This window comes from Allohahella marinimesophila (assembly GCF_039538005.1).
GTDB classification, from domain to species: domain Bacteria; phylum Pseudomonadota; class Gammaproteobacteria; order Pseudomonadales; family Oleiphilaceae; genus Allohahella; species Allohahella marinimesophila.
Window position 1 is genome coordinate 256,882 of sequence record NZ_BAABBO010000011.1, and the last position, 18,486, is coordinate 275,367.

General features: G+C 56.3%; 17 protein-coding genes. 12 read left to right on the forward strand and 5 right to left on the reverse strand.

Annotated features, from left to right (window positions below):
* The first annotated feature begins 21 nt into the window (after nucleotides 1-21).
* Genes ABD735_RS13370 through ABD735_RS13385 form a run of 4 tightly spaced genes read left to right on the forward strand, consistent with a single transcriptional unit; the run spans nucleotide 22 to nucleotide 6,084 of the window.
* Nucleotides 22-948 carry an EamA family transporter gene (locus ABD735_RS13370; RefSeq protein ID WP_344807218.1) on the forward strand — a complete coding sequence of 309 codons (927 nt, stop codon included), beginning with the start codon at nucleotides 22-24 and terminating at the stop codon, nucleotides 946-948.
* A 31-nt stretch (nucleotides 949-979) separates the two neighbouring features.
* Nucleotides 980-1,525 (forward strand): alkylphosphonate utilization protein, encoded by a 546-nt coding sequence (locus tag ABD735_RS13375; protein WP_344807220.1) that lies wholly within the window; start codon nucleotides 980-982, stop codon nucleotides 1,523-1,525.
* A gap of 14 nt (nucleotides 1,526-1,539) precedes the next feature.
* Nucleotides 1,540-5,241 carry a hydantoinase B/oxoprolinase family protein gene (locus ABD735_RS13380; protein WP_344807222.1) on the forward strand — a complete coding sequence of 1,234 codons (3,702 nt, stop codon included), beginning with the start codon at nucleotides 1,540-1,542 and terminating at the stop codon, nucleotides 5,239-5,241.
* Entirely contained in the window at nucleotides 5,242-6,084 is an 843-nt protein-coding gene (locus tag ABD735_RS13385) for a glycosyltransferase family 25 protein (RefSeq protein ID WP_344807224.1), read from the forward strand.
* Here the strand turns inward: ABD735_RS13385 and ABD735_RS13390 are convergent.
* Both ABD735_RS13390 and ABD735_RS13395 read right to left on the reverse strand, forming a co-directional pair.
* Entirely contained in the window at nucleotides 6,081-6,986 is a 906-nt protein-coding gene (locus ABD735_RS13390; RefSeq protein ID WP_344807226.1) for a hypothetical protein, read from the reverse strand. The two genes, ABD735_RS13385 and ABD735_RS13390, sit on opposite strands and share 4 nt — an antisense overlap.
* Complete coding sequence (locus tag ABD735_RS13395) at nucleotides 6,979-7,248, reverse strand: RNA recognition motif domain-containing protein (protein WP_344807228.1); 270 nt, start codon at nucleotides 7,246-7,248, stop codon at nucleotides 6,979-6,981. Before ABD735_RS13395 ends, ABD735_RS13390 begins: the two co-directional genes overlap by 8 nt.
* Nucleotides 7,249-7,544: 296 nt before the next feature.
* Between ABD735_RS13395 and phoU the strand changes: the two genes are divergently transcribed.
* The 5 genes from phoU (at nucleotide 7,545) to pstB (ending at nucleotide 13,199) form a co-directional block, all read left to right on the forward strand.
* A complete protein-coding gene (gene phoU / locus ABD735_RS13400; protein ID WP_344807230.1) occupies nucleotides 7,545-8,270 on the forward strand; it encodes a phosphate signaling complex protein PhoU in 726 nt (241 codons plus the stop codon).
* 165 nt (nucleotides 8,271-8,435) lie between these two features.
* On the forward strand, nucleotides 8,436-9,488 hold the full coding sequence (locus ABD735_RS13405; protein ID WP_425548614.1) for a substrate-binding domain-containing protein: 1,053 nt from the start codon (nucleotides 8,436-8,438) through the stop codon (nucleotides 9,486-9,488).
* A gap of 151 nt (nucleotides 9,489-9,639) precedes the next feature.
* On the forward strand, nucleotides 9,640-11,028 hold the full coding sequence (pstC, locus tag ABD735_RS13410; RefSeq protein WP_344807232.1) for a phosphate ABC transporter permease subunit PstC: 1,389 nt from the start codon (nucleotides 9,640-9,642) through the stop codon (nucleotides 11,026-11,028).
* A complete protein-coding gene (pstA, locus tag ABD735_RS13415; RefSeq protein ID WP_344807233.1) occupies nucleotides 11,021-12,298 on the forward strand; it encodes a phosphate ABC transporter permease PstA in 1,278 nt (425 codons plus the stop codon). The genes pstC and pstA overlap by 8 nt, the downstream gene beginning before the upstream one ends.
* Nucleotides 12,299-12,308: 10 nt before the next feature.
* On the forward strand, nucleotides 12,309-13,199 hold the full coding sequence (gene pstB / locus ABD735_RS13420) for a phosphate ABC transporter ATP-binding protein PstB (protein WP_425548611.1): 891 nt from the start codon (nucleotides 12,309-12,311) through the stop codon (nucleotides 13,197-13,199).
* 9 nt (nucleotides 13,200-13,208) lie between these two features.
* Here pstB and ABD735_RS13425 read toward each other — a convergent pair whose 3' ends face one another.
* Nucleotides 13,209-13,706, reverse strand: a complete 498-nt coding sequence (locus ABD735_RS13425) for a metalloregulator ArsR/SmtB family transcription factor (protein ID WP_344807234.1) — start codon at nucleotides 13,704-13,706, stop codon at nucleotides 13,209-13,211.
* 64 nt (nucleotides 13,707-13,770) lie between these two features.
* Nucleotides 13,771-15,360 (reverse strand): methyl-accepting chemotaxis protein, encoded by a 1,590-nt coding sequence (locus ABD735_RS13430; RefSeq protein WP_344807236.1) that lies wholly within the window; start codon nucleotides 15,358-15,360, stop codon nucleotides 13,771-13,773.
* Between the two features lie 91 nt (nucleotides 15,361-15,451).
* Here ABD735_RS13430 and ABD735_RS13435 point away from each other — a divergent pair, with 91 nt between their 5' ends.
* From ABD735_RS13435 to ABD735_RS13445, 3 genes are read left to right on the forward strand one after another with little or no spacing between them, the layout of a single operon-like run.
* Entirely contained in the window at nucleotides 15,452-15,931 is a 480-nt protein-coding gene (locus ABD735_RS13435) for a nucleoside deaminase (protein WP_344807238.1), read from the forward strand.
* Nucleotides 15,928-17,151: a hypothetical protein gene (locus ABD735_RS13440; RefSeq protein ID WP_344807240.1), complete on the forward strand. Its 1,224-nt coding sequence runs from the start codon at nucleotides 15,928-15,930 to the stop codon at nucleotides 17,149-17,151. Before ABD735_RS13435 ends, ABD735_RS13440 begins: the two co-directional genes overlap by 4 nt.
* A gap of 2 nt (nucleotides 17,152-17,153) precedes the next feature.
* A complete protein-coding gene (locus ABD735_RS13445; RefSeq protein ID WP_344807242.1) occupies nucleotides 17,154-17,981 on the forward strand; it encodes a mechanosensitive ion channel family protein in 828 nt (275 codons plus the stop codon).
* Here the strand turns inward: ABD735_RS13445 and ABD735_RS13450 are convergent.
* Nucleotides 17,978-18,460, reverse strand: coding sequence for an MgtC/SapB family protein (locus tag ABD735_RS13450; protein ID WP_344807244.1), 483 nt, complete (start codon nucleotides 18,458-18,460; stop codon nucleotides 17,978-17,980). The two genes, ABD735_RS13445 and ABD735_RS13450, sit on opposite strands and share 4 nt — an antisense overlap.
* Nucleotides 18,461-18,486: the final 26 nt, after the last annotated feature.

An 18,486-nucleotide genomic window follows, 5' to 3' on the forward strand; every position in this document is an offset into this window, starting at 1 on the left:
GTAAGGCCGAATAGGCAGCTCGTGGAAGACTGGATTCTGTTCACACTGATGGCTGCCTTTGCGCAGAATATTCGCTCTACGGTGCAGAAGGCACTCAGTGGCGGAATGGGCGTCTGGGGTGTGACCTTCACGCGCTTTGTGTACGCGCTGCCATTTGCCTGGCTGTACTGGTTCAGCCTCGACAGTCAGGCCAGTGTGGTGTGGTCGACAATGCCGGCGCTGTTCTGGCTCACCATCGCCACTGCGGGCTGCGCGCAGATTCTGGCGACCAAACTCCTGGTCCAGGTGTTCAGCCTTGGGCAATTTGCGGTTGGCACAGCCTATTCCAAGACTGAACCCATTCTCGCTGCCGTTGTGGGGTTTCTCCTGCTGGGCGACACGATGAACCTGCTTGGGCTGGTGTTGATCATGGTGACGGTAGCAGGTGTGATGATGCTGGCGACAGCACGGTCCTCATTATCGCTGGAGACTATCGTGGCAGCCCTCAGTCATCGTCCGGCGATGATCGGTCTGGCTTCAGGTCTGGCATTTGCCATCTGCACCGTGCTCTACCGTGCGGCCAGTCAGCAGCTGACTTCCCTGCAACCTGAGGGCGTCACCATCGCACCGATCGTAGCCGCCGGTACAGTGCTGGTGTCCGTTCTGAGCTTTCAAACCCTGCTCATGGGCACCTGGCTGTTCGTAATGAACCGGCGTGACCTTCTGGAAGCCTTTCGGCGCTGGCGGGTGGCCATCTGGAGCGGCATCGCTGGTTGCATCGCCAGCATTGGCTGGATCACTGCGGTGACCTTCGAGAATGCAGGCTATGTCAAGGCGCTGGGCCAGGTCGAACTGATCTTCAGTGTCGCCACCGGGTATTTCCTTTTCAGGGAAACCCCCAGTAGCAGAGAGTTGCTTGGTATAGTGGTCATTGCATCAGGCATTGTTCTGCTCGTCCTGGGCACCTGAGCCCTGAATCAACCCCAAGGAATCTGCGTTCATGACTACCCCTGTTCAGTGCGATCTGTGCTCTGCGTCAACGGATACAGCCGACTTCGAAGTGGCTGGCATGCCCGAGGGCAGCGATCGCCGTCTGACACTCTGTACATCATGCCGTTTGCAGATCGACGACCCTGACACGATCCAGCCAAATTACTGGCGTTTCCTGGGCGACACGATGTGGAGCCCGAGGGCGCCGGTACAGGTGGTCTCCTGGCGAATGCTCAAGCGCCTCGATGCGGAGCCATGGGCCCAGGATCTTCTCGACCTGCTGTATTTGGACGATGAGGTGAGGGGCTGGGCTGAGGCGGGCTCAGCGCTTGCTGAAGATTCGATCGTCGTGCACAAGGATTGTAATGGCAACGTGCTGTCTGCAGGGGACACCGTCATCATCACCAAGGATCTCGATGTCAAGGGCACCAGCTTCGTCGCCAAACGCGGCACAGCCGTAAGAAATATTTCGCTTACCGACAATCCCGAACATATCGAAGGTCGGGTCAATGGAACGCGTATCGTCATTCTTACCAGCTTCGTCAAGCTGAGCTGATCGGAGGTAGGCGCGTGGCGATAACATCTTCAACAGCGCTGGCACAGGACTGGCAGTTCTGGATCGACAGAGGCGGCACCTTTACGGATATTGTGGCCCGCAGACCCGATGGTCATATTCTGACACACAAGCTGCTGTCTGAAAGTCCCGGACAGTATGAGGATGCGGTCAGTACCGGTATACGACAGCTGCTTGATGTGCCGGCTGACGCGCCCATCCCGGAGCGTGCCATCAGTGAAATCAGAATGGGTACGACGGTCGCCACGAATGCGCTGCTGGAGAAGCAGTACGCACCGGCCGTGCTGGTCGTGACCAGGGGCTTTGCTGACCTGCTCGAAATTGGCTATCAGAATCGGCCACAGCTGTTTACGCTGGATATCGAACGCCCCGCCATGCTGTATTCCCAGGTCATAGAAGCCGACGAACGCCTGGCCGCCGATGGCACCGTGGTGCGGGCTCTGGATGAGGCTGGCCTGGCGGAGGACCTGGAGGCAGCTAGAAAGACTGGCATCGAGAGCTGCGCAATCGTATTCATGCACAGCTATCGCGACGCTGTCCACGAAGCTCGTGCTGCAGAACTTGCAGCGGCTACCGGCTTCAGCAATATTTCGGTCAGCAGTGAACTCGGGGCAGTCATGCGAATTGTCAGCCGTGGCGACACCACTGTCCTGGACGCGTGCCTGACACCAGTCGTGCAAAACTACATGCAGAAGCTGACGGCGCGTTTACCTGAGCGCCTGCGTGCGGCCGGTCGTCTCACCTTCATGCAGTCAAATGGCGGGCTGATCGGCGCGCGGGATTTTCGTGGCAAGGATGCGGTACTCTCGGGCCCAGCCGGTGGTGTGATTGCCATGACAGAACTGGGCCGAAGCGCAGGATATGAGCGGCTCATTGGCTTCGACATGGGCGGGACGTCCACAGACGTATGCCACTACCGGGGTGAGCTCGAACGCCAGACTGAAACCACTGTTGCAGGCTATCGGCTTCAAACGCCCATGCTGGCAGTGCATACGGTGGCCGCAGGTGGAGGATCGGTGCTGAAATTTGAATCCGGTCGCTTCGTTGTGGGCCCGGAGTCAGCTGGCGCTTCACCAGGACCCGCGGCCTATGGCAAAGACGGACCACTGACGATCACGGATTGTCAGGTGCTGCTCGGGCGTCTGCAGCCGGATATCTTTCCAAGCGTATTTGGCGCTGATGGTCAGCAGCCGATTGATGTCGACAAGGTGAAGACGGGCTTCCGGGCAATGGCGAGTCGCATGTGTGGCTCTTCAGCAGGCGAAGCGACAGGGCAGAGCGTGGAGTCGATCGCAGAAGGCTTTCTTGCGATAGCCATTGGACACATGGCTCACGCGATTGCGCACATCACTACGCAAAAAGGTCATGATGTCACAGACTACGCCTTGTTCAGTTTTGGTGGCGCAGGCGGTCAGCATGCCTGCCGGATCGCTGACACACTCGGCATCGGTGAAATACTGCTGCATCGCCACGCCGGTGTATTGTCCGCACTCGGGATGGGGCTGGCGGTACTTCGGGAAATCTCTACTTTTTCAGTCGGCGAGCGCTTGTCAAAACAGGCACTCGAAGCCTTGATCACGCGAACCGATGAGGCTCAGCTGCGCAACGAAGCTTTGCTGAAGCCGCAGCTTGAAGCCTCGCCGAGAGACAATGCGCTGGTTCACAAGGTGGCGCTGCAACTGCGCCTGGCGGGCAGCGATACCACGCTGGAGGTCCCCTTGGCTGACCTTGATGAAGTGAGGCTGGTATTCTGCCAGCGCTACCGTGCCCAGTTTGGTTTCGAACCCAGTCAGCCTGATCTCGTTATCGAAAACGTTCAGGTGGAAACCTGCTCTCAGACTGATACCGCCATGGCTTCAAGCCAGGAAGAAATAAAGACAAAGCCAGTTCCGCCTCCTGTACCACTCGATCGCCGTCAGGTGTTCTTCAACGGGCAGTATCACGACACGCCTTTCCATGAACGAGCCAATCTTTCTGCCGGCCAGAGGGTGGTCGGGCCTGCAGTGATTATCGAGCCTGCCAGCACAATAGTGGTCGAGCCGGGTTGGACCGCAGTATGCGTTGATGACGAGCTGCTACAACTCACGAGAGACAGCAGACCGCCGCGAGCTTCTGGGTCGGAATCGGCAGACGCTGACGTCCCGGCAGACCCTGTACGGCTGGAGCTATTCAATAACATTTTCATGTTCGTGGCCGAGCAGATGGGCATCGTCCTTCAGCACACGGCACTGTCGGTCAATATCAAGGAGCGACTGGACTTCTCCTGCGCCGTTTTCAATGCGCAGGGGGAGCTGGTCGCCAATGCCCCGCATATGCCAGTGCATCTTGGCAGCATGAGTCATAGCGTCAAACATCTGCTGCACAGTCTTGGGCCGGAGGGCGACAATAGCTTGCGGCCAGACACGGCCTTTGCCATGAACGATCCATACCAGGGGGGCACGCATCTACCAGACATTACCGTGGTCAAGCCCTTGTTTGCTGCTGATGGCAAGACGCTGATCTGCCTTCTGGCTGCGCGTGGTCATCACGCCGATGTAGGGGGTATTACGCCCGGTAGCATGCCTGCCTTTTCGCGGCATATCGATGAAGAGGGTGTCCTGCTCAGCCTGTTGCCTATCGTCAGAGCCGGGAGCTTTCAGACAGAAGCTATTCGATCAATATTCGAGCGCGGAGAGTGGCCCGCGCGAAATATCGAATGTACGCTGGCCGATCTGCAGGCGCAGCTGGCGGCCTGCGAACGTGGTGCCGGACTGATGCTCGATACGATCAGCCAGTACGGTCTCCAGGTCTGCGCTGCCTACATGGCGCACATCCAGAATAATGCGGAGGCTTCGGTGAGAGCGGCTATCAGCCGGCTTAAAGGTGGCGAATCCGTTCAGCATCTCGATAATGGAACCAGGGTCTGTGTCAGTATCGATATTGATGTCGATGCAAGATCGGCGCGCATTGATTTTACCGGCAGCAGTCCTCAGCATGATAGCAACTTCAATGCGCCGTTGGCCGTCGTGCATGCGGCTGTCCTGTACGTGTTCCGCTGCCTGGTCACGGAACAGATCCCCCTGAATGACGGCTGTCTCAGACCGTTACAGATCATTGTGCCCAAGGCTTCAATGTTAAATCCCGACTATCGGGCCGCCGTGGTCGCAGGCAATGTCGAGGTGTCACAGGTCATCGTAGACGCTTTGTTCGCCGCACTCGGCATCAAAGCGGCGGCGCAGGGGACAATGAACAATCTCACCTGGGGCACGGCTGAGTTCCAGTATTACGAAACGCTCTGTGGAGGTGACGGCGCAAGCTTTCAACGATACGGTGCGTCTGCTGTGCATACCCACATGACGAACTCGCGGCTAACGGATCCTGAGGTGCTCGAGCACCGATATCCTGTGCGGCTGGAGCGCTTCGGCATTCGCGCAGAGTCTGGTGGCGGCGGTCAGCATCAAGGTGGCGATGGTGCCATCCGTGCGATTCGCTTTCTGCAGCGCATGGAAGTGAACCTGCTTGGCAATCGGCGCCGGATAGCCCCGGAGGGCACTCTCGGTGGAGCTCCAGGGGCTTGCGGCCGTAACACACTCTATTCCGCTTCCGAGCCTGAGCGTGCGGTACCGCTGGACGGTCGGGCGCAACTGACGGTGGATGCTGGCGACATGATTGTAATTGAAACCCCTGGTGGTGCCGGATTTGGCAAGGAGAACGCTTAAGTGACAGCAGACAGGCCAGGGCAGCAGACCTTCAGTTGCCAGATCATTACGCTAGATCCCACCATGGAACGGGCGCAAATTCTGCGGGCCGAACTCGAGGCGGCCGGTATTGAAGCCGAGTTCTTTTCTGCAGTGGATGGTCGGCGTGGGTTTCCGGATTTGCGTCCAGACGAGCGGCTGGATCAGGATGCCGCCATGCATTACCGCATGACCCCACTCGGTTCGGCCGAGGTCGGCGCCTACCTCTCACATTTCAGGGCCATTAAAACTGCCTATGACGAGGGCATCGAACAGCTTTGTCTCTTCGAAGATGATGTTCATCTCGAGCCTGCCTTTCACAGTGTGCTCACGGAGCTCCGCGAGCTGCCCGTAGACTTCGAATTCATCCGTTTCATGGCGCTCAAGCGGCAGCCTCGAAAGCTGGTGCGCGGGCTGGCTGGCAGCGAGAACAGTGAGCAGGCCTATTGGCTCACACGCCCACTCAGGGGAACGCTTGGGGGGCAGGGCCTGCTGATCAATCGGCAGGGTATGGAGAAACTGATCAGCTACGGTCGTCGCATCTTCATGCCGATCGACAAGCTCTATGACCACTATTGGGAAACCGGGCTGCACTGTTTCGTGGTCGAGCCTCATATCATCTGGGAAACGGCCAAGCCAACAACGATTCCCAAGCCTGATTTCGAGCCAGTGACGCCACGGTTGAGGGGGAAGCTCAATCGCACCCTTATCAAGATGCAGCGCAGCGTCCATAGACGGCTATATCTCCTGAAGCATCGCGAGGCATTCTTTCCAACCAGCAAGAAACCGCCGGCCTCGATCGGGCGATCGCCTCGAATTCGCTAAGGTCTCTGGGTCAGCCGGGGCCAGAGCTCATAAGCGTCAAGAACGGCCTTGAGTTTGTCGTCGTTACCATCAACTTTGGACTTGTTCGACCGCTTGAGCGCATGGGTCTGCGACTCGGGAATAACGACAAAGCGTGTACCGAACTCCCTCGGATCCTGAATTCGCTGGCATAAGGTGCCGTTCTTGAGGCTCATCGCCTTCAACCAGATGTCATCAGAGGCCGGGCAGAGCGCCATGAACTGTTGTTCGTTGAGCACCTCCTCATCGAAAGCGCCAGGAAAATAAAGCACGCCACCGTTTCCAGTCGGAAACACCAGCGCCGAAGGCTCAGCCAGATCGGTCGATTTCTCCCAGGACTTATAAGGCAGCACACCACCTGTGGCGTCGCACAGCATGCGATGGGCTCTGTGGGCATGAATGACATCCGGTCGTGCCAGCCAGGCGCGATACAGCATGTCGACGAAATCGAAGGGATACATGAGATCGTCGTCTGCGGTAATGATCAGGCTGTCGGGATATTTCTGAAAGGTATGAAAGAATTTCTTGTAGGGGCCGAGGTCACGCTCGCAGAACAGGACTTCAAGCCCACGACTCTTCTGCAGGTGTAGAATCTCAGGGAGATTCGACTCAGTGACATCGGCCTCGGATACACACAGCACGATACGGTCCGGCTTCAGCGACTGCTGCATCAGGCTTTCGATGGTCAAATAGACATTGCCTATCCGTTTGTCGAAGGTAGTGAGTGAGACCACGATATCGTGCGGCTTGGCATTGCCGACCCCAGATCGCCTGGTCTTGATGGCTTCAAGAGTCAGCTGAGCACTCAGAATCTGCTGTCGCAGACGAAGACTCTCCGCCTGTGTGTCTCGAAGACGCCGTTGACGCCGCAGCGTCTTAAACATCCTTTACATCTGGTTCTGCTGTTGGCGCTTCCGCTTTCTTCACGCGAATCGCTCGTCCGTCCACCGTGAAACCATTCAGACGCTGTATGGCTGCCTTGGCATCCCCGACCTTCGGCATTTCGACAAATCCGAAGCCTTTCGACAGCCCGGTGTCCGCGTCGAGCACCAGGCGACAGGATTGTATGGCGCCGAAGGGTTCGAACAGCTCACGCAGGGCGGCCTCCGTAGTGGCGCGATCGAGATTGCGTACAAGCAGCTTCATGATCAGGGTATCCAGGTAATGACAGTGAGGTCGAGCAGGATTATACCGCTTCCAGCAGGGAAGTTGGGAGTCGCCACGAAGCAGATACGAAGTGGATGGCGAGTCAGTGTCAGCGACCTGTAGCAAAACCGTAACACGGCTCCTTTACCCTTCAACAAGGTACGGGATTCGACCATCCCGGCTACAGACGAGTTCTTCAAATGGACGGGTTGTCGACGCACCGACGACATCACCGGATGCTTTGGCTGATGACACGCTCGATTCATGACCCTTCACGCCCGTTTACGAGGTGCACAATGCCTACTGACAAAGATAGCCACCTGCAGCATATTTCAGCCCGTTTCAATAGCGATCTTGCCGCGATCAGACAGGATTTACTGGCCATGGGGGAAGTGGTCGAACAGCAACTGCAGGACGCTCTGAAAGCCCTGATCAACAATGATGGTGAACTGGGCAAGGCCGTCAAGATGCGCGACAAGGCAGTCGATGCCATGGAACTCGCCATCGATGAAGAGGCTTATCAGCTCATCGTCAGGCGCCAGCCCACGGCCAGCGATCTCCGCCTGGTCATGGCCGTCGTGAAGATGGTAGCTGACATCGAGCGCATCGGTGATGAGGCAAAAAAGATTGCCAAACTGGCCATGGTGCAGGCTCAGGAAGGCAAGAGCTCCAGAGGCTACCTTGAAGTTCGCCATCTCGGCATCCATGTTGGCAGAATGGTGCGCGATGCGCTGGACGCCTTCGCGACCTTCGATATGCAGAAGGCACTTGCCGTCATGAAGGAAGATGATGCAGTCGACAATGAGTATCGCAGCGCTACACGCGCCGTGATGACCTTCATGATGGAAGATCCTCGAAATATCAGTAGCTGCCTCAATGTCATGTGGGTCTTGCGAGCCCTCGAGCGGATTGGCGACCACGCAGGTAATATCTGCGAGCATGTCATTTTCATGGTCGAAGGCACTGACGTACGTCATTCACCCATGGAAGTCGCCGAAAACGTAGTAGAGAACCCTCGATAGTTGATATTCAGGCATCTTTCAAAAAACAAACACGTGCTTTCGCTGGCTTGATCCAAACAGACTGATAGACTGTAACAAAGTTGTCACATATTGCCTTTATCGTGCAGTCATCGGTGAAACAAATCCGAAAAATGAAGTCAAAGTGATAATTGGAGACGCAACGTGATCAAACTTAAAACAGCTCTTACAACTGTGGCACTGGCCGGCGGCATCGCTGCTGTCTCTGCACCTGCCATGGCTCGTGACACCATCAACATCGTAGGTTCGTCCACTGTTTACCCGTTCGCAACCGTCGTTGCCGAGCGCTTTGGTCGTAACACCGATTTCCCGACTCCCAAGCTCGAGTCCACCGGTTCAGGTGGCGGTCTGAAGCTGTTCTGTGAAGGTGTTGGTACTCAGCATCCGGATATCACTAATGCTTCGCGTCGTATGAAGAAGAGCGAATTTGAGAACTGCCAGTCCAAGGGCGTCAAGGCCATCACAGAAGTCCGCATCGGGGCAGATGGTATCGTAATCGCGAACTCTAAAGATGCTGAAAAGATTGATTTGACGCTCAAGCAGGTTTTCCTGGCTCTGGCCAAGGAAGTGCCTAGCGAAGACGGCAAGAAGCTGGTTGCCAATCCTTACCAGAAGTGGAGCGACATCGACTCCAGCCTGCCAGACTATGAAATCAACGTGATGGGTCCGCCGCCGACTTCCGGTACCCGCGATGCATTCGTCGAAATCGCCATGGAAGGTGGCTGTAAGGAATTCGACATGATCGCCAAAATGGAAGACGAGAATGAGGACAAGTTCAAGAGCGTATGTCACAGCATGCGTGAAGACGGTCCCTTCGTCGAAGCTGGCGAAAACGACAACCTGATCGTACAGCGGCTTGCCAAGGATCCTGAAACCCTCGGTATCTTCGGTTACAGCTTCCTGATGGAAAACACTGGCCAGATTCAGGCGGCCACTATCGGCGGCGTGGAACCGACTCCAGAAAACATCTCCAGCGACAAATACCCTGTTGCCCGTTCACTGTGGTTCTACATCAAGAACGCGCACGTGGGTGTAGTTCCAGGTATCAAGGAATATGCTGGCGAGTTCACTAGCGAAGGCGCCTGGGGTGACAATGGTTATCTGGTTGATGTAGGTCTTATCCCGCTCCCACGTGAGCAGCGTATGGAGATAGCCAAGAAAGTTAAGAGCCTGGAGCCAATGACTGGTAACGAGCTGTAAAACTCGATCACTGAGACGTCATGGATGACGACAAGGGGAACGCGGGGCAGCAGGGTCGCGTTCCTTTATTACATTTTGATGAATATTTTTGTGCTGCAAACTGGCAAGATAGACGCCCAGTAAACCTAAAGCCATTAATACAGAGACTGTTATGCAGACGGCCATTCTTCTGCCCCTTGTTCTGATTCTTGCCTTGGTTGCCTATGGACTCGCGTATATGCGATCCCGGGCTGTGGCAGCGCCCCTTGGCGGCATCCGGAATCTCAAGGCTCTACCCTTCTATTATGCGGCGCGCGCAGCGCTCTGGTGTGCCATTCCTGCTCTCCTTGTGTTGGCTATCTGGGCCGGTTTTGAGGGTAAGGTCATCCAGGGTATCGTCATCGCATCTTTACCTCAGGATGCCTGGCCCGATTCTCCCGGGGAGGCCAGCCTGATTCTTTCACAGATCAGCAACGTCGCAGCCGGAAAACTCAATCCGGATTTCGTGCCCGAGCATATTGTCGGAGCGTCGTCGCTGCTGGAAGCCATGCAGGAGCGGAGCGAAATCTTCAAGGCCGTCCTGGTCCTGCTCATAGCCGTGTCAGGTGCGATTTTTGCCTGGACTCGCGTAGCACCTCACATCAATGCCAGATTGAACGTAGAAACGACCCTCCGCCGCATCTTTTTTGTCTGTGCGGCACTGGCGGTCCTGACGACAGCAGGCATTGTCTTTTCGGTGATCCTCGAAACTGTGCGTTTCTTTGGGAAGGTGCCAATTTCTGACTTTCTGTTCAGCACGACCTGGAGCCCTCAGACTGCATTGCGTGCGGATCAGGTCGGTTCAGAGGGCGCATTTGGTGTTATCCCGCTGTTCACGGGCACACTGTTGATTTCGGCTATTGCACTGTTGGTAGCGGTTCCAATTGGACTGATGTCTGCCATCTATCTCTCCGAATACGCTAGCAAGCGTATGCGGTCGACGATCAAGCCAATACTCGAGATGCTGGCAGGCATACCGACGGTGGTGTACGGGTTTTTCGCCGCATTGACTGTTGCGCCGTTCATTCGTGACCTCGCTGAAATGGTAGGTCTGCAAGCCTCTTCCCAAAGTGCGCTAGCTGCCGGTCTGGTCATGGGTATCATGATCGTGCCCTTTGTATCCTCGCTATCGGACGATGTGATCAACGCGGTACCCCAGTCGATGCGAGATGGCTCCCTGGCGTTGGGAGCAACCCAATCAGAAACCATGAAGAAAGTCATTTTCCCTGCGGCGCTTCCGGGCATAATCGGCGGAATTCTACTGGCCGCATCGCGAGCCATTGGCGAAACCATGATTGTGGTCATGGCGGCTGGACTGGCCGCCAATCTGACAGCCAATCCGCTGGAGTCGGTCACGACAGTGACCGTGCAGATTGCCACCTTGCTCGTGGGTGACCAGGAATTTGACAGCGCCAAGACGCTTTCCGCTTTTGCACTGGGCATGTTGCTGTTTATTGTCACGTTGCTGCTCAACGTGCTCGCGCTTCACATCGTACGGAAATATAGGGAACAGTATGAGTGATCAAAGTTCTCAGGCAGAGATTGTTCGAAATTCCCTGAAACGCCGCTATCGGAAGGAGCGTCGGTTTAGAGTGTATGGAATGCTGGCAATCTTCATCGCCCTAGCTTCGCTGGTTATCCTGTTTGCCGATATCGTATCGAAGGGCCACACCGGGTTTGTGAAGACCACAATAACCCTGGATGTGGAGCTAGATTCCGAGCTGATGTATCTGGACGACCCCACGGATGCGGATCAGCGTTCGATGGCAGACTTCAATGCGCCGATTCTCGCTGCTTTGCAAAAGCATTTCCCGGACGTTGACAGCGCAGCCGAAAAGCGTGAGCTCTTGCGTATGGTGGGCAATTACGGGGCCAATACCATCAGTCAACGGCTGAAGAATAATCCGGAATTACTCAATACTACGCAGACCATCGAATTTCTTGCTCACGACCAGGTGTCTGTCTACGTCAAGCATGCGGATAACCCGAGCTACAGTATCAAGCTGTCGGAGCGGCAGCAGGGCTGGGTTGACGAGTTGATGGAGAAGGGCATCATAGATACGGGTTTCAACGACGTCCTCTTCAGCCGTGGTGATTCAAGGGAGCCCGCCAATGCCGGTATACTTGGCGCCATTGTCGGTTCACTGTTGACCATGTTGGTCACCTTGGCGATTTCGTTTCCCGTCGGTATAGCGGCGGCGGTCTACCTGGAAGAGTTCGCGCCCCAGAACAAGATTACCGACTTCATCGAGGTTAACATCAACAACCTGGCAGCGGTGCCATCCATCATCTTCGGCCTGCTGGGCCTTGCGGTATTCATCAGCCTGTTCGGCATGCCCCGTTCAGTCCCCCTGGTCGGCGGCCTTGTACTGGCCCTCATGACGGTGCCGACCATCATCATTTCCAGCCGCGCCGCCATCAAGAGTGTGCCACCCTCGATACGGGAGGCTGCTGAAGGTATCGGTGCATCCAAGATGCAGGTAGTGCTCCATCACGTGATACCGCTGGCGATGCCCGGCATGCTGACCGGAGCCATTATCGGCATGGCTCAGGCCCTGGGTGAGACAGCCCCGCTGCTGTTGATCGGTATGGTGGCCTTTATTGTGGATGTGCCGGAGGGCTTTCTCGATTCAGCCACCGTCCTGCCAGTACAGATTTACCTCTGGGCAAGCAGCTCTGAACAGGGCTTTGTAGAGCTGGCATCTGCCGGCATCCTGGTGCTGCTCACCTTCATGATCAGTATGAATGCACTGGCGATCTGGCTGCGAAAGCGGCTTGAGCGTCGCTGGTAAGGAGAACGATATGAATACGATGAATCCAAGTATTACCGCGGAAGCTGACAGGCAAGACCAGAGAGCAGCAATTCCGGTGCCGCAGGACAAGCCAGAAGATACCGTGCTTGAAGAAGGCAAAACAGTTGGAACACCATTTGCCGACGATCCCAAGTTCAAGCTGCGCAATGTGAGCGTTTCATACGGCGCTGCTCGGGCCATCAAGAACATCAGCCTGGATATTGCCAGGAATGAAGTGATTGCCTTTATCGGGCCATCGGGCTGCGGCAAGTCAACATTCCTACGTTGTCTGAACCGGATGAATGACAGCATAGATATTTGCCGGGTTGAAGGGCAACTGATGCTGGACGAAGAGGACATCTATCATTCAAAGAGGGATGTGGTTGAGTTGCGCGCTCGCGTGGGCATGGTGTTCCAGAAGCCGAACCCCTTTCCCAAGTCAATTTATGACAATGTGGCTTACGGCCCCCGCATTCATGGTTTGGCAAATCGAAAGACCGATCTGGACGACATCGTCGAGAACAGCCTCCGCAAAGCTGGTCTATGGGATGAGGCAAAGGATCGCCTGGACTCCATCGCAACCGGCATGTCCGGCGGCCAGCAGCAGCGCTTGTGTATTGCCCGCGCCATCGCTGTGAGCCCGGAAGTGATCCTGATGGACGAGCCATGTTCAGCACTTGACCCTATTGCGACAGCAAGAATCGAGGAGCTGATCTCCAATATGGCCGAGAGCTATACCATCGTGATCGTTACTCACTCCATGCAGCAGGCTGCAAGGGTGGCCCACCGTACCGCCTATTTCCATCTTGGGCATCTGGTTGAAGTAAACGAAACCAACAAGGTATTCACCGCGCCCGAGCACGAACTCACAGAATCCTACATCACCGGGCGTTTTGGTTAAGTCCTTGGCTCAGGCGGGTGCCAATTGTTCAGGACGATCGGTCATGGCTCCCAGCCTTTCCAATTCGCGCTCTATCATCGAACGGCTACTGGCTGAAGTGTGTTCCAGCGCATTCATCACCCATTGAGGCATATCTGGACTGAGCTTGCAGTAGGTCCATTGCGCCTGTCGTTCCATCTCCAATAGACCCGCTTCCCTGAGTGTCGCCAGATGTCGGCTCACTTTGGGCTGAGACGAATTCAGCGCAGTGGTCAGTTCATACACGCAGAGTCTTTTCTGGTCGCGAACGAGCATCATGATTGCCAGTCTCAGTTCATCCCCCAGGGTTCTGATAATGGTGACCGGGTTGTATTCAGTCGTCTTCAGGCCGGTGGCCTTCTGGTGCACAAGCGTGAAGAGGTTAAGGCGGTCCTTCAACTGCTTGAGCGTCAGCGCGAAAGTCGCGTGCCGTCCGCTCAACACCGGGTCGGGAAAATCCCAGGCAATTTGCTGAGCGGGGGCGCACACAGTGCCGCACTCTTTGGACGCCTTCTCGCACAACGTAATTACGTAGCGATAAGGTCCTATTCATTCAGCTGCCAAATTGACGAGTCATGGCATCCAGCCGTTGAATCGCTACGGCAAGCTCTTCATTCGCCTCACGGGTCTCATTCGTGGCCTCCCGCGTTTGCTGGGAAGCCTGATAGATCCTGCCCACGTTACTATCAATTTCCTCTGATACTACACTTTGTTCTTCTGCGGCCGTGGCAATCTGCATAGTCATTTCCATGGCTGTCGATACGGCTGCTCTGATGGCTGTGAGCGCTTCGCCTGCGGCATTGGCGCGTTCCACGCTCTCGTTGGCCACCTTTCGACCTTCGGCCATCGCATCACGTGCCTCGCCACTTGAATTCTGAATGCCCTGAATCATGTTCTGAATTTCTTCGGTAGAGGTCTGCGTCCGCGCAGCCAGACTCCTGACCTCGTCGGCGACGACTGCGAATCCGCGGCCTTGCTCACCGGCTCTGGCGGCTTCGATGGCGGCATTCAGCGCCAGAAGGTTGGTCTGGTCGGCAATGCTGCGAATCACCTCGACCACTGTGCTGATATGCTGGCTCTGCTCGCTGAGCTGACCAATGACACTTTCGATGCGGCTGACTTCACTGGCGAGGCGATTGATGCAGTGAACGGTATCCTCGACGACTCGGCTGCCCTGATCGACCTGGCTTTCAGCATCGCGAGCGGCCGTAGCGGTGGCGCTGGCATTTCGCGCGACCTCCTGCACCGTCGCAGCCATTTCGTTCATGGCAGTGGCGACCTGCTCGACTTCATTCATTTGGCCATCCATATCTTGGGCAGTCTTCCTCGTCATGGCTGTGGCCCGTCCGGATACACTGCTCAGTCCGCCGCTGGTGTCGGCGATACGCCAGATGACAGTTTCGAGCCGTGCTTTCTGAAACTGGATCAGTGCCTGGAGTTGACCAAGCTCGTCGTGTCTGCCGGTATAGATCCCCGTGGCCACTGGATTGTCGAACTGGCGCCGGGCTTCAGCCGCTGCACGTTTCCAGGGTGCGGCCAGCAGGGATGCGCAGATAATGGCCGCCAGTACTGCGGTGCCCAGGGCAGCGAAAGTCGGCCACAGCGAGCCTGCAACCATTGCGCCGACGGCGGCGTTTGCGGCGAGCGTGGCAGCTGCAGTCAGCAAACAGGCATACACGGACTTGCCCATGAGGCCGGGTCTCATGCGCGAGCGGAGGCTCTGCCAGATTGATGCTGGTCCCCACAGGCTCCTGTAGAGTGCTTCGGCCCGGCTGACGTTAATTTTGGCGGGTTTGAGCCTTACAGACTGGTAGCCGATGACCTGCTTGCCTTCCATGACCGGTGCAACAAAGGCGTCCACCCAGTAGTGATCACCGTTCTTGCAGCGGTTCTTGACGATGCCCATCCATGACTTACCGGCTTTCACCGTACCCCACAAATCCGCAAATGCGGCGGGCGGCATGTCTGGGTGTCTGATGAGGTTGTGCGGCTGACCTATCAGCTCATCATGATCGAAGCCGGCGATCTCGCAAAAATCATCGTTACAATGCTGCAATGTGCCATCGAGGTCCGTCGTTGACACGATCCGCATTGAAGCGGGATAGTCGTTCTCCCGGTTTGTGACTGGTACATTCTTTCTCATCTGGCGGGCGTCTCCGACGTAAACACAAGCGACGTAAGGCTGTCGGCGTAGCAGCGCTTGTTTGTATGAATATAACGAGTGAGTATAGTTCATGAGCAAAGTGTGCAAGGCGGGCGGAAATGAAGCGCAATTCATGCAGGCGGCGATAGCTGAGGCCGAGTTGGGTCTTTCCGAAGGTGGTATTCCGATAGGATCAGTGCTGGTGCACGATGGGGTCATCATCGGTCGTGGCCACAACCGGCGGGTTCAGCAGGGGAGTGCGGTGCTCCATGCGGAAATGGATGCGCTCGAAAATGCTGGCCGGCTTGCGGCCAGCATTCTGCGCGAGAGCACGCTGTATACAACGCTCTCGCCGTGTGCCATGTGCTCTGGTGCCGTGCTGCTGTACGGCATTCCGAGGGTCGTGATTGGCGAGCATGTTACGTTCACAGGTGAAGAGGCGCTGTTGTCGAGTCGTGGTGTCGAGCTCGATATCCTGGATAACGACCGCTGCAAGTCACTCATGCGAACGTTTATTGAAGCGAAGCCTGAACTCTGGAATGAAGATATCGGTCAGGCTGGTAACGAATGAGTGAAGACCTGAATCAGCCTCGCGAATTCAAGCCTCTCGGACAATACCGACTGCCTACTCTGCAAACGAAGGATGCGCTTCATTTATTCATAGCGCGGATCAGACGCCGCTTCGATAGTAGCAATGATAAACCCTATATCGCAGAGGACAAGCTGCACCACACGGCGCTGCAGATCCTCAACGACGTGGCGGACCCGCCAGCCTGGGGGCAGCTGCTTGCTGAGCTCGATGTCACGCTCCGGGACTGGGTGGCCGAAGAGAGGCCGTCTCAAGGCTTGAAGCTGATCGTGTTGCCGCCTGGCGAAGAGAATGGCTTGCTGGCCAAATGGGCGCGGCAGAATGATCATACCGTGCTTGCTCCGCCAGAACGCATAAGCCTGCTCGAATCGGATTCGCTGGCGATTCAAACCGTTCGCGAGCAGGTTCAGGCTCATGCGAAACAGCCTGGCGTTTTGGTGATCCCGGAACTCGATCGCTGGTTTCTGCGGCACCGGAATGGACTCGGTGTATTACGTGCGTTACTGGAATCTCTGGATGGCATCGAACGCCACTGCGTTATTGGGTGCAACAGTTGGGCATGGGTCTATCTGAAGAAAGCCGTCTCTGCAGACATGATCCTACCGGATGGCATGACCTTTCAGGCCTTTGATGCCGAGAGGCTCAGACACTGGTTTCATCAGCTAGGAGAGGCCCATGAGGACCATGACCTTACTTTTCGACTGACCCGAACAGGCGAAGACGTCATGGCCTTTCCCGAGAAAAATGTGGCACACGACTTTTTCCAGGGCTTGGCCGCACGCAGTTTCGGCATCCCCTGGGTGGCCTGGCACCTCTGGCGACGAAGCCTCAGAACCGGGTCAAGGTCAGACACGCTCAATGGTGAAAACGAACAGGCGCATGATCCGGAGGAGAAGCATCTGCTCGCTGCAGCCGACGATGACCGGACCTTGTGGGTGGCAGCGCTGGAAGAATATACCTTGCCCGGACGGGAACATGACATGGTGCTACAGATCCTTCATGCGCTATTGATTCATGGCGGCGCCAGCGCTGAAGAACTGAGTGCCGTGCTGCCCAGGCAGGTTGAGTCAGCATTGCTGGTGGCCTTGCGCAAGGCGGGCATTATCTATCGCAGCGGAAGCACTTATCGCTGCCAGCCAGCAGCCTATCCAGCCATTCGCAGCGGGCTGGCAGTGGCAGGCTTCCCAACAGACAGGTTATGACGATGGCAGCAGTAGACGAAGGCAGGCAGAAAGCGGCTCAGCTTCTCAACGATTTTCAGGATATCAGCCTGGCGAAGGTTGCACTCATCGTTGTGGGTACCTGGATAGCCATTCTCATTGTCAGACGGGTGCTCCCATACCTGGCAGAACGAGGGCCAAACCAGCTGAGACTGTATCTCCTCGGGGCAGTGCCCATCATCCGGCTATTTCTTCTCACCGCTGCGTTTCTCTGGGTCATCCCGATCATCTTCAATATCAATTTCCAGAACTTCCTGGTGATTGCTGGCGCCGCAAGCGTGGCGATTGGCTTTGCCTTCAAGGATTACGTCAGCAGCCTCATCGCTGGCATGGTCGCCATATTCGAACGGCCCTACCGACCGGGCGACTGGGTGAAAATAGATGGAGACTACGGTGAGGTGACCTCCGTAGGCATGCGAGCCCTGCGAATTCGTACGGCCGATGATGATGCGATTACGGTGCCCCACGACCGGCTCTGGTCGAACAACATCATCAATTCCAATGATGGCACCAGAACGCTGATGTGCGTTGCAGAGTTTTATGTGGCTCCGGATCATGATGCCGCGGTCGTTCGGGAGGCGCTCTCTGATGTCGCCCTCACCAGCGCTTATCTCGAATATGCAAAGCCGGTGGTCGTCATGCTGAAACAGAGTCCGTTGGGAACGCATTACAGGTTGAAGGCTTATCCATTCGACATGCGCGACCAGTTCTCTTTCATCAGCGACCTGACAGTCAGAGGGAAAAAGGCGATAGTGGACGCCGGTGGTGTTGAGGTGGCGACGGCGGGGAATGTGGCTGTCGGCGTGGCTTAGCCATCGGGCCCGCCCGGCTCCCTTGGATGGTGATGGCCGTTACTCATATGTTTAATTGGCGGAATCAGCATGAAGATCAGGAAGCTGACCAGGCTGAGCAGAACGGCAATTTCATATTGTCCCTGCGCTACCGACACGCCAATGGCGCCTGTATTCCAGAGCGCTGCCGCGGTGGCGGTGCCAGCCACGTGGGAAGAAGTCTTGAGAATCGCGCCGCCGCCGATGAAGCCCATGCCGGTGATGATGCCGTACATTATGCGGGCCTGCGCTTCAGGATCTGGGAATACGGCCTTACCAACCAGCATGTAGGCGCAGGATGCGATACACACGAGCGGAAATGTTCGCAGGCCCGCGCCGCGTGATTTTTCTTCGCGATTCCACGCGATTGGCAGTGACAGGATAAAGGCCACCGCCAGTTGAAAGGTCTGGTCGCCGACCTTATCCCAATCGATGCTTAAGGCGTATGCTATCTCGTTCATTTCACCTAGTCCCAGTCAATACAGCT

Coding starts and splice junctions, on each gene's coding strand:
- ABD735_RS13450 (WP_344807244.1), bottom strand. CDS start 18,460: ATGAACGAGATAGCATACGCCTTAAGCATCGATTGGGATAAGGTCGGC.
- pstB (WP_425548611.1), top strand. CDS start 12,309: ATGAATACGATGAATCCAAGTATTACCGCGGAAGCTGACAGGCAAGAC.
- ABD735_RS13440 (WP_344807240.1), top strand. CDS start 15,928: ATGAGTGAAGACCTGAATCAGCCTCGCGAATTCAAGCCTCTCGGACAA.
- pstA (WP_344807233.1), top strand. CDS start 11,021: ATGAGTGATCAAAGTTCTCAGGCAGAGATTGTTCGAAATTCCCTGAAA.
- ABD735_RS13390 (WP_344807226.1), bottom strand. CDS start 6,986: ATGTTTAAGACGCTGCGGCGTCAACGGCGTCTTCGAGACACACAGGCG.
- ABD735_RS13445 (WP_344807242.1), top strand. CDS start 17,154: ATGGCAGCAGTAGACGAAGGCAGGCAGAAAGCGGCTCAGCTTCTCAAC.
- ABD735_RS13375 (WP_344807220.1), top strand. CDS start 980: ATGACTACCCCTGTTCAGTGCGATCTGTGCTCTGCGTCAACGGATACA.
- phoU (WP_344807230.1), top strand. CDS start 7,545: ATGCCTACTGACAAAGATAGCCACCTGCAGCATATTTCAGCCCGTTTC.
- ABD735_RS13395 (WP_344807228.1), bottom strand. CDS start 7,248: ATGAAGCTGCTTGTACGCAATCTCGATCGCGCCACTACGGAGGCCGCC.
- ABD735_RS13430 (WP_344807236.1), bottom strand. CDS start 15,360: ATGAGAAAGAATGTACCAGTCACAAACCGGGAGAACGACTATCCCGCT.
- pstC (WP_344807232.1), top strand. CDS start 9,640: ATGCAGACGGCCATTCTTCTGCCCCTTGTTCTGATTCTTGCCTTGGTT.
- ABD735_RS13435 (WP_344807238.1), top strand. CDS start 15,452: ATGAGCAAAGTGTGCAAGGCGGGCGGAAATGAAGCGCAATTCATGCAG.